Genomic DNA, 11,001 nt, shown 5'->3' on the forward strand with positions numbered 1-11,001 from the left:
AGCCCGACCATGACCCTGCGCATCGGCTGCATAGCCGACGACTTCACCGGCGGCACCGATGTCGCCGCCGCCTTCCGGCGTGCCGGCCTGCGCACCGCCCTGGTCTTCGGCACCCCGGACGACACCACCACCCTGCCGGCGGACTGCGACGCGGCCGTGGTCGCGCTCAAGTCCCGCTCCACGCCCGCCGACGAGGCCGTCGCCGACTCCCTCACCGCCCAGCGCTGGCTGTGGTCCAAGGGCGCGGCGCAGGTGTACTTCAAGTACTGCTCCACCTTCGACTCCACCCCGCAGGGCAACATCGGCCCGGTCACCGACGCACTCCTTGACGCCGCCGGTGCCACCGTCACGCTGCACTGCCCGGCCTCCCCGCCCAACGGCCGCACCGTCTACCAGGGCCACCTGTTCGTCCACGACCGGTTGCTGTCCGACTCGCCGCTGCGCCACCACCCGCTCAACCCCATGACGGACTCCGCCCTGGTGCGCCTGCTGTCCGCACAGACCCGCCATCCGGTGGGCCTGGTCGACTGGGCCACGGTGCGGCGCGGGGTCGAGGCCGTCCGCGAGGCGATCACGGCACACCAGCAGGCCGGTGTCCGGCACGTCGTCGCCGACGCCCTCACCGACGAGGACCTCGCCGTACTCGGTGCCGCCACGCTCGAACTGCCGGTGGTCGCCGGGGCCGCCGGTCTCGCCGAAGGACTCGGGCACGCGTATCCGGCCACCGGACCGTCATCCGTCGAACCGAAGCCGTCCGAGGGACGGGCCGCCGTCCTGGCCGGTAGTTGCTCGGCCCGCACCCTGGAGCAGATCGCCCAGTTCTACGCCGCCGGCCTGCCCTCCCTCCACCTCGACGTCCTCGCCGCCGCCACCGGCCGCGACGTCACCGGCGAGGCATTGGCCTGGTACGCAGAACAGGACCCCGCGCTCCCCGTCCTCGTCTACGCCTCCGCCTCCCCCGAGGAACTGGCCGCCGTCCAGGCCCAGCTCGGTGTCGCCGAGGCCGCCGCACAGGTCGAGGAACTCCTCGGAACCCTCGCCTCCCACCTCGTCGAACGCGGCGTCCGCCGCATGCTCGTCGCGGGCGGGGAAACCTCCGGCGCCGTCACCACCGCCCTCGGCGTCCGCGCCGTCCTCGTCGGCGAGGAAGCCGACCCCGGCGTGCCCTGGACCTACGCCACCACCAACAGCGGCGACCTCGCCCTCATGCTCAAGTCCGGCAACTTCGGCGCCCCCGACCTGTTCACCCGCGCCCTCACGGAGGTTAAGTGACCCCCTACCCGGAAGAGTCGGCCGCCCGCACACTCATCGTCCGCACCGCCCGCTCCCTGTTCACCCGGGGCCTCACCCACGGCTCCACCGGCAACCTGTCCGTCCGCCTGGCCGACGGCACCCTGCTGCTCACCCCCACCGGTTCCAGCCTCGGCACGGTCGAGGAAGGCGAACTGTCTCGCACGGACCTGCGCGGCGAGCACCTCGACGGACCACGGCCGACCAAGGAGGCATTCCTGCACGCCGCCTTCTACCGGGCACGGCCCGCCGCCAACGCCGTCGTCCATCTGCACTCCACCCACGCCGCCGCTGTCTCCTGCCTCGACGGTGTCGACCCCGCCAACGCGCTGCCCCCGCTCACCGCCTACTACGCCATGCGCGTCGGCACCCTCCCCCTCCTCCCCTACCACGCCCCCGGTGACAGCACCCTGGAACCGCTGGCCGAACACGCGGCCCGCGCCCACCACGCCGTCCTCCTCGCCAACCACGGTCCGGTCATCGCCGGCGCGTCACTGGAACAGGCCGCCGACGCGATCGAGGAACTGGAGGAGACCGCCAAGCTCCACCTCCTCCTACGCGGACACGCCACCCGTCCGCTCTCCCCCGAGCAGGCTGCCGCGCTCGCACCCCCATCCCCCTGACGGCCGGATGAGCCGCGAGCGCGGCAGCCCACCCAGCGACGAAGGAACCCCATGACAGTCACCCCCGTCCCCACCGCCGACCTGGTCGACCAGTACGGCACCGAACTGCGCGTCATCGACCTGCAGTTCCGCCAGTTCGGCGCTCACCGGAGCTTCGCCGGCCTCGTCCGCACCGTCTCCTGCCACGAGGACAACGGCCTGCTGCGCGACCTGCTGCGCACCCCGGGCGACGGAGCCGTCCTCGTCGTCGACGGCGGCGGCTCCCTGCGCACCGCCCTGGTCGGCGACCTCATCGCCGGCGCCGCCCAGGACAACGGCTGGGCCGGCCTCGTCCTCCACGGCGCCGTCCGCGACAGCACCGCCCTCGCCGGACTCCGCCTCGGCATCAAGGCGCTGGGCACCATCCCCCGCAAGAGCGCCAAGGAAGGCGCCGGAGCCGTCGACGTCCCTGTCACCATCGGAGGCGTCACCTTCCGTCCCGGCGACATCCTCCACGCCGACGACGACGGCATCGCCCTCCTCCCCGAAGGCACGGTGAACTGACCGGTGCTTCTGAGAACCTTCGGCTGGTCGTTCGCGGTCACCGCGCTCGGCCTGGTCGCGGCGGTCTTCTACGGGGGGTGGACCGCCTTCGGCATCGTGGCGATCCTCTCCGTCCTGGAGATCTCGCTGTCCTTCGACAACGCGGTGGTCAACGCCGGAATCCTGAAGAAGATGAATGCCTTCTGGCAGAAGATCTTCCTCACCATCGGCATTCTGATCGCCGTCTTCGGCATGCGGCTGGTCTTCCCCGTCGTGATCGTCGCGGTCAGCGCGCAGCTCGGACCGATCGAGGCCGTCGACCTCGCGCTCACCGACAAGGACCGCTACCAGGAGCTGGTGACGGACGCCCATCCGTCGATCGCCGCCTTCGGTGGCATGTTCCTCCTGATGATCTTCCTCGACTTCATCTTCGAGGACCGGGAGATCAAGTGGCTCGCTCCGCTGGAGCGCGCGCTGGCCAAGCTCGGCAAGGTCGACATGCTGTCGGTCTGCATCGCCCTGATCGTGCTGCTGGTCTCCGCCATCACCTTCGGCGCCCACGCCCACCAGCACGGCGGCACCCACGTCGACAAGGCCGAGACGGTCCTGCTCTCCGGCATCGCCGGTCTGATCACCTACCTGGTCGTCGGCGGCCTCTCCGGCTTCTTCGAGGACAAGCTCGAGGCGGAAGAGGCCGCCGAACGGGCCGGCAAGCCCAAGTCGGCCGTCAAGCTGGCCGGCAAGGCCGCGTTCTTCATGTTCCTCTACCTGGAGGTCCTGGACGCGTCGTTCTCCTTCGACGGCGTCATCGGCGCCTTCGCCATCACCAACGACATCGTCCTGATGGCCCTCGGCCTCGGCATAGGCGCCATGTACGTCCGGTCCCTGACCGTCTACCTGGTCCGCCAGGGCACCCTCGACGACTACGTCTACCTGGAGCACGGCGCCCACTACGCCATCGGCGCCCTCGCCGCCGTCCTCCTGATGACTATCCGGTACGAGATCAACGAGTTCATCACCGGCATGATCGGCGTCGTCCTCATCGGCGCCTCCTTCTGGTCCTCGGTCCGCCGCAACAAACGGCTCGCCGCGGCCGGGGAACCTGGCGGCAACCCTTGACCAACTCATTCGCCTTCGCCCGTCGGCTCACTGCCGCCGGCGGGTGCCCGTCGAGCTGATATTGGCATGCAGAGCTGAAAGGCCGCCCGTCGGCGGTGAGAGCTCTCTGGGACTTTTCTGGGGCTTTCGGCTTCATCAACCGGCACGAACGTGAAACAAATGAAAGACCATTCTCCCAGGTCGGCGACCGAATCCCGCGCATCGTCGCAGGCCACCGAGCCGGCTGGTTACTTCCGGGACATCTGACCGGCGGAGTGCCGTGCCCCTGGGAGACGAGGGGCACGGCACTTTTCAGTCCTCGCCGCGCACGCGCATCAAGCGCACACGCCGCTACGGCCAGTTCCGGCCCGGACCTCCACGCGTACCGGCGCTCCTTCGATCACCCGGCTGACTCCCACGTTCGGGTCGGTATTCACCGGCCGAGGCGCCCGCCGGGAGCATCCGCGACGGCCCTGCCCTGTGGCGCGTCGAGGTGAGCAGTGGGATGCGTACTGCCGTCGTCGAGTCCCACCGGCAGGTGGTGAGGATGGGACGAGGGTCCGAAGGCGGCACGGGGAACGGCGTCACGAGTTCCGTAAGGGCGAGCCCTCGCCCAGCCGCCTCGGCCCCCGGGGCGATTCGTCCTGGCCTCCGGCTCGCTGATCAGTGCCGCGACCAAGGCGATCCACACGGCCAGGACCAGCACGGCGAGGGCACGACGGGCGGCGAAGGCGGGCGGTCGGGTCGGCGACACGTCGGCGCCGGACGGGTGGACAAGCACACGAAGCCTCTGGTGGGGACGGTTCTTCTTGGTCGAAGACCCATCTACCAGGGGCTTCACCTGCCTGTCAGACCAACTGACGTGCCCGGCCGCCAGGTTGGAAAGGGCTCAGTACCGAAGTGGCCGGGCGGGCGGTTCACGACCCGGTTCCCGCAGGCGGAAGCGAACCGGCCGGCCGCCGCGCCCGTTCCGTTCGAGGTGACCCTGATGACTTTTCGCCGTGGCAGTGCCTGCCTGCGCAGGGCCGGGAGGAAGCGGACAGCCGGCACAGCAGCAGTCGATGAAGATGAAGGAGTGGGAAGAACGCCCGAGTGCATTCTGGGCCGGTCCGATGAGGAGACGCGCAGACTGGAGGCGCAGAGCCTGCTCTACGCGCCCCACAGCGAGCACCTGCTCAGGCTCGCCGGGATCGAACCGGGCATGAGGGTGCTGGACGTCGGCTGCGGTACCGGTGAGCTCACCGCCCTCGCCGCGCGTCTCGTCGGCCCCTCGGGCCACGTCACAGGCGTCGACTCGGACCCCCGGATGCTGGCGACGGCGGCACGGGCGCGGAACAGGTGATCGGCGTGTCCGGACTGCCGGTGCCGGATCTGGTGCGGGAGGGCGCGTCCACCGCGGTCGAGGCCGCCGTGGTGCGGCTGTTCACCGACCGGGCCGCCAGGGCGGGCGACGCCTTCCGGCTGACCGGGGCGAACCTGCCCGACGTCCTCGCGGTGTGCGAGCGCGTCGACGGGCTGCCGCTGGCCGTCGAACTCGCCGCGGCGAACACGCGCAGCCTCGCCGTGGCCGCGATCGCCGCGCGGCTGGCCGAGCGGCCGGACGGCCTGCGCACGCGCGGCGCCCTCGCCCCCGCCCGGCACCGGACGCTCCAGGAAGTCATCGCCTGGAGCCATGACGCGCTCGACCCGGACGAGCAACGCCTCCTCGCCTACCTCTCGATCTTCGCCGGCGGCTTCGACCTGGCGGCCGCGGAAGCCGTCTGCGCCGGTCCCGACACCGGTTTCGACGAGCATGAGGTCGTCGACGTCCTCAGCGCTCTGGTCGAGAAGTCGATGGTCTCGGTGGAGGTCACCGACGAGGGACAGTACCGCTACCGGATGCTGCGGATGATCCGGGCGTTCGCCTCGCGGGAGCTGTGCCGCGGTGAGGTCCGGACTCTGATCGGCGCCCGGCACCTCGCCCACTTCGCGGCCCTGACGGAGTCGGCGGGCGACGCCCTGCTCAGCGGCGCGTCCCCGGCGTGGCTGCGCCGGCTCGAAACCGAGTACGCCAACATCCGTGCCGCCCTCGACCGGTCCCTGCGGACACGTGACGCGGTGAGCACCCTGCGCATGGCCGCGGCCCTCGCGCAGTTCTGGGAGCTGCACGGCCGCTACGCGGAAGGCCGCCGCTACGTCCGGGACGTCCTGGCGATCTGTGACGACGACACCCCGGCGGCGTTGCGGGCCTACGCACTGGCCGGATCGGCGTGCCTGGCGACGATCCAGGGCGACCTGGCCGGGGCCGAGGAGGCCTGTGACGAGGCGGCCGCGCTCTTCAACCGGCTGGACGACGCGGAAGGACGCACCTACGTCCTGGTCAGCCGCGGACTCGCGGCGACCGCGGCGCAGGACCTGGACCGGGCCGAGCAGCTGCTGCGCACCGCCTCGGAGCTGGCCGTCGAACTGCGCCACGGCTGGCTGCAGCAGTGGGCGCTCATCTTCGGCACCATGCTCGCGCTGAGCCGCGTCCTGGGCGAACGGCCGGCGTCGCGCCGGCCGCTGCCCCCACGCTGTCCGCGGTGCCGACCGCACACGATCCCAAGAGCATCGCCTGGTTCGGCGTCATGCGGGCCGCCTTGGAGCTGGAGGCGGGGCAGTCGGACAGGGCCACGGCCTACCTGGAGGAGAGCTGCCGGCTGTTCGACGAGATGGACGTGGTGTGGGGGCTGTCGGTGGCGCTGCTCGCCGTGGGCCGCACGGCCTCGCGAGCCGGTGAACACACCCGTGCCTCGACCCTGCTGGGAGCCTCCGAGGCACTGCGGCGGTCCGTGGGCGCCGACTGCTGGCCCGTCTTCGCCGCCTGGCGCCGCGAGGTCGAGGCGGAGGGGCGGCGAGCGCTGGGCGCCGAACGGTTCCTGCGCGCCCGGACGGCCGGAGAAGGGATGCCCCGGTCCGACGCGCTGGAGCCGGCCCTGCGTGGACGACCCGCGCGGACGGTGCCCGCGCCGGAGCACGCCATGGACCGCGCCTGGTCCTCCGTGGGGTGAAGGCCGTGTGCAAGCGCGTGTGAGGGGGCGTTCCTGGGCTCGCCGGGCCAAGCACAGAAGAAAGGCGGCATGACCTTGCGTACGACGGTGAACGGTGTCCCCCTCGCGCTGGAGACCGAATCGCACGGGGAGGGCCCGGCGGTCCTGCTCGTGCACGGCTTCGCCGACACCCGGCACGTGTGGGACGCCCAGGTGCGCGCCCTGACGGACGCGGGCTACCGGGCCATCACCCTGGACGTCCGCGGGCACGGCGAGTCCGACAAGCCCGCGGCCGTCACCGACTACGACCTGGTGCACCAGGTCGTGGACCTGATGGGTGTCCTGGACCAGTACGGGATCGAGAAGGCCCACCTGATGGGACACGACTGGGCGCGGCAGCGGTATGGGCGCTCGCCTGTGTGCACCCCGAGCGCGTCCGCAGCCTCACCGCGCTCGCCGTCGGCCACCCCACGGCCTTCGGTGACGCCTGCACGGCCGAGGCGGACTTCGTGCAGCTGCGGCGAATCTGGTACATGCTCCTGTTCCAGTTCCAGGGCGTGGCCGAACAGTGGCTGTCCGCGGACGACTTCCGCAACTTCCGGCACTTCTTCGGCAGCCACCCGGACCTGGACTCCGTGGTGAAGCGGATGAAGGAGCCCGGCGCCCTGACGGCGGCGCTGAACGTGTACCGCGCCGTGCTGCCCCCGGAGTCCCTGACCGGCACCGTCCAGCTGCCGCCGGTGACGGTCCCGGCCCTGGGCATCTGGGGAGCGCACGACCCGTACAACACCGAACTCGGCATGACCGGGTCCGCCGCGTACATGAACGCCCCGTGGCGGTACGAGCGCCTGGACGAGGCCGGTCACTGGCCCCACCTGGACGTCCCCGGCAAGGTGAACGCGCTGCTGCTCGACTTCCTGGGCAGCGACGCGGTGCGGCAGCAGGCAGGCTGACGTCAGCCCGCGGGCGTCCGTGCCTCGCCGAGCCGTTCATGGAGCACGGCGAAGGAGGTATGGACGACGGGGAGTGCCAGGGCCGCGGTGAGCAGGAGGGCGGCGGCTGTGGGGGCGAGGAGCCCCGCCGCGTACGCGACGTACGGATTGTCCGTGGCACAGGCCATGACGGCCGGCCGCACCACGCGGCGCAGCGGTCCGGCCGCGTGCAGCAGCAGCACGAACGTCCCGACCGTGAGGACGCCCGCGGGCACGGCGACGGCGAGAGCTTTCCACCATGCCCGCGGACGCCACACCAGCGTCCAGGAACGCCGCAGCGCGGCGAGGGGACCGGCACCCGACGCCGCGGCCGCCGGAGCCAACGTCAGGCCCAGCCGCAGGACGAGCGCCACGAACGCGGCCGGTCCGGTCAGGACGTCGAGCAGCAGGGCGCGTCGGCCGGTGTCCGGCCGGAGGTGGAGCCCCGGCCAGAACACCGCCGCCGGCACGGAGCACACGATCACGCTCCGCAGGACGTACACGGCGACGACGCTTCCGAGCCGGCGCCGGGACCCCCGGGCCGGCCGGGCCGTCCCGGTCACGGCACGGGTGTGCGCGGTCTGCAGTGCGGCACAGCCGAGCCAGAGGATGACCAGCAGGAACGGGATTCCGGCGGCGATGAGGTGCAGGAGCAGTTCGCTGTCGGGCACGTAGGAGTCGCCCTGGCTGTGTGCCTGCCGTCGCTCGTCCCACCACCTGGCGAACGCGGGCCGGGCGATGACGAACGCCACCGTGGTGACGAGCAGTCCACCCAGCCCGGCCAGAGCGACGGCCGTCAGCGTCGACCGGAGCAGTGGGCGGCGACGGGCCCGGATGACACGGAGGGCGGCGGGGAGGACGGCTCCCGCCTCGACGTCCGTGCCGCTCCCATGACCGCCCCGGCAGCGTCGCCCCGTCTTCTCCATGACCAGCCCCCACGTGCTTCGACTGCGCGTACGTGAGTGGAGAACGGCCGTGCGCACCGCACGGTTCAATGGGGGCGCGGGGCGGGTTGAGCAGGGATTGGGCCAGGTTCGGGGCTGTTACTGAGCAAGGGCGGGCTGTCAGCGTACGTGGCGGCGACCGCGGTCCGGTGGACATGAACCGCCGTTCGGGCGGGGTGACCCGACCACGGACGCCTTCACGCTCTTCACGGGAGACACCTTGAGACAGCGCTTGATCGCCCTGCTCCTCGCTCTGGCGGGCGCACTGGGACTGGCCGTGGGCACCGCGCCACCGGCGCACGCCATCATCGGCGGTGCCCTGTCCGCACACCTCGACGGCGAGGTGCAGATCTTCACCCGCGATCCGGACGACGGATCGTTCGGCTACTCGTGCGTGGGCACCCTGATCGACACCCGGTGGGTGCTCACCGCCAAACACTGCCTGATCGACGACAACGACGACGAACTCGACGAGGCCGGTGTCTACGTCATGGCCGGCAGCCGCACCCTGCGCGCCGGAACGCGGCACGACGTCGCGAGCATCCGGCGCCACGCGGACCAGGACGCCGCACTGCTGGAACTGACCAGCGCGGGCCGCGCCGACCAGGTGGTCAAGTACTCCACCGACGTACCGCCGGTCAACGAGAACGTGTCCTTCCGGGGCTGGGGACCGACCTCGACCACCCCCGGGGCGCCCTCCGAGTCCCGGCTGCTGCGGGTGGCGACCGCGCGGGTGAGCGACAACGGCACCCACGTCCCCGAAGTCGGCCCGGGCGACACAGCGATGATCCTCTCCGGCGTCGGGCTGGGCGTATCGGCGCTGGGTGACTCCGGCGCCGGGGTCTACTGGCAGGGCACCATCCACGGCATCGTCACCGGTGGTGACGAGAGCACCTACAGCGACGCCCTCAAGACCGCTCCGATCGCCGGCTGGATCCAGTCGGCGAGCGGGGTGGCGCCGGCCAGTGTTCCCGCGACCACCCTGCGGGTCCTGCCGCTGGGCGACTCCATCACGTACGGCACCGGCAGCTCGACCACCTCCAGCTACCGGGCCGTGCTCTACGACAAGTTGAAGGCCTCCGGACACACCGTCGACTTCGTCGGCACCCAGAACTCCGGCAGCCTGGCCGACACCGACAACGAGGGGCACCCCGGCTGGGTGATCGACCAGATAGCCGGGATCACGGACACCGTGCTGTCCAGCTACCGTCCCAACGTCGTGACGCTGGACATCGGCACCAACGACATGAACCTGCCGTCCGAGCCGGAGACCGCGCCCGACCGGCTCGGCTCCCTGATCGACCGGATCCTCGACCGGCTGCCCGGCGTCACCGTGGTGGTCGCCACCGTCGGTCCCGCGTCCAACACGACCGTGCAGGCCCGGATGGACACCTACAACGAGAAACTGGCCGAGGTGGTCGAGAGCCGGCGGAACGCGGGCGGGCACGTCCTCGTGGCGGACATGAGCGGACTCACCACCGCCGACCTCTCCGACGGGCTCCACCCCAGCGACACCGGCTACCGGAAGATGGCCGACGTCTTCCACGGCGAGATCCGGCGCGCGGTGCTCGCCGGCTGGGTGAGCGCTCCGCAGCCGCCGGCCGGAGGCACCGGCTGCACGGTGCCGGGCGGCTGGCTGCCCCAGGGCCAGATCGCCTCCGGCGTCGGAGCGACGTCGGCGCAGATCCGGTTCGCCGACGTCGACGGCGACGGCCGCGACGACTACCTCGTCCTCGACGACGAGGGCGCGGTGCACGCCTGGCTCAACAACGGCGGCGACAGCGACGGCACGGCCGGCTGGATCGACCGCGGCCGGATCGCCTCCGGCGTCGGCGCCAATCCCGCCGAGGTCCAGTTCGCCGACGTCGACGGCGACGGCCGCGACGACTACCTCGTCGTCACGGACGGCGGCGCGGTGCACGCCTGGCTCAACAACGGCGGTGACACCGGCGGCACGGCCGGCTGGATCGACCGCGGCCAGATCGCCTCCGGCGTCGGGGCGGGCGAACTGCCCGTCGTCTTCGCCGACATGAACGGCGACGCCAAGGACGACTACCTGGTGCTCCAGGACGACGGATCGGTCCTGGCCTGGCTGAACAACGGTGGCGACACCGGCGATACGGCGGGCTGGATCGAGCGCGGCGAGATCGCCTCCGGCGTCGGGGCGGACGCGTCGCAGATCCAGTTCGCCGACACGGACGGCGACGGCCGCGACGACTACCTCGTCGTGAACGACGAGGGCGCGGTGCACGCCTGGCTCAACAACGGCGGCGACAACGGCGACACGCCGGGCTGGATCGACCGCGGCCAGATCGCCTCCGGCGTCGGCGTCGACGGCGACCACGTCCGGTTCGCCGACATGAACACCGACGACTACCGGGACGACTACCTGACGGTCTCCGACACGGGCGCGGTCTCCGCCTGGCTGAACAACTGCGGCGACCCGGCCTAGCCGGGATCACCGACGACGCGGCACCGGCCGCTGCCTCGCAGGAGGCGGCGGCCGGTGTCAGTGTCGTGTCCGGCGGGAGTCCCGCAGGGACGC

9 protein-coding genes and 1 pseudogene are annotated in these 11,001 nt (G+C 71.7%); 9 read left to right on the plus strand and 1 reads right to left on the minus strand.

Translation table 11 applies throughout. The features are described from left to right. The first annotated feature begins 9 nt into the window (after window positions 1-9). The 8 genes and pseudogenes from otnK (at window position 10) to AB0A94_RS02825 (ending at window position 7,494) form a co-directional block, all read left to right on the plus strand. The gene (gene otnK, locus AB0A94_RS02790) at window positions 10-1,272 is read left to right on the plus strand and encodes a 3-oxo-tetronate kinase (RefSeq protein WP_361737791.1); all 1,263 of its coding nucleotides are present in this window, start codon (window positions 10-12) and stop codon (window positions 1,270-1,272) included. After that, entirely contained in the window at window positions 1,269-1,913 is a 645-nt protein-coding gene (gene otnC, locus AB0A94_RS02795; RefSeq protein WP_361737794.1) for a 3-oxo-tetronate 4-phosphate decarboxylase, read from the plus strand. The genes otnK and otnC overlap by 4 nt, the downstream gene beginning before the upstream one ends. A 51-nt stretch (window positions 1,914-1,964) precedes the next feature. After that, window positions 1,965-2,456, plus strand: a complete 492-nt coding sequence (gene rraA, locus AB0A94_RS02800; RefSeq protein WP_361737796.1) for a ribonuclease E activity regulator RraA — start codon at window positions 1,965-1,967, stop codon at window positions 2,454-2,456. 3 nt (window positions 2,457-2,459) lie between these two features. Further along, window positions 2,460-3,554 carry a DUF475 domain-containing protein gene (locus tag AB0A94_RS02805; RefSeq protein WP_361737799.1) on the plus strand — a complete coding sequence of 365 codons (1,095 nt, stop codon included), beginning with the start codon at window positions 2,460-2,462 and terminating at the stop codon, window positions 3,552-3,554. 1,054 nt (window positions 3,555-4,608) lie between these two features. Continuing rightward, the gene (locus AB0A94_RS02810; protein ID WP_361737802.1) at window positions 4,609-4,875 is read left to right on the plus strand and encodes a methyltransferase domain-containing protein; all 267 of its coding nucleotides are present in this window, start codon (window positions 4,609-4,611) and stop codon (window positions 4,873-4,875) included. A 5-nt stretch (window positions 4,876-4,880) separates the two neighbouring features. Further along, window positions 4,881-6,635, plus strand: coding sequence for a hypothetical protein (locus AB0A94_RS02815; RefSeq protein ID WP_361737805.1), 1,755 nt, complete (start codon window positions 4,881-4,883; stop codon window positions 6,633-6,635). After that, window positions 6,632-6,871 (plus strand): annotated as a pseudogene (locus AB0A94_RS02820) (alpha/beta fold hydrolase); the annotation flags it as partial. The gene AB0A94_RS02815 and the pseudogene AB0A94_RS02820, both read left to right, overlap by 4 nt. Before the next feature lie 89 nt (window positions 6,872-6,960). Beyond that, window positions 6,961-7,494, plus strand: coding sequence for an alpha/beta hydrolase (locus tag AB0A94_RS02825; RefSeq protein WP_361738482.1), 534 nt, complete (start codon window positions 6,961-6,963; stop codon window positions 7,492-7,494). 2 nt (window positions 7,495-7,496) lie between these two features. On the opposite strand, the gene AB0A94_RS02830 is transcribed toward AB0A94_RS02825, so the two are convergent. After that, window positions 7,497-8,438, minus strand: a complete 942-nt coding sequence (locus tag AB0A94_RS02830) for a hypothetical protein (protein WP_361737808.1) — start codon at window positions 8,436-8,438, stop codon at window positions 7,497-7,499. 238 nt (window positions 8,439-8,676) lie between these two features. On the opposite strand from AB0A94_RS02830, the gene AB0A94_RS02835 reads away from it, so the two are divergent. Next, the gene (locus tag AB0A94_RS02835) at window positions 8,677-10,908 is read left to right on the plus strand and encodes a GDSL-type esterase/lipase family protein (protein WP_361737810.1); all 2,232 of its coding nucleotides are present in this window, start codon (window positions 8,677-8,679) and stop codon (window positions 10,906-10,908) included. Window positions 10,909-11,001: the final 93 nt, after the last annotated feature.

It is taken from the genome of Streptomyces sp. NPDC044984, assembly GCF_040646935.1.
Lineage (GTDB): Bacteria > Actinomycetota > Actinomycetes > Streptomycetales > Streptomycetaceae > Streptomyces.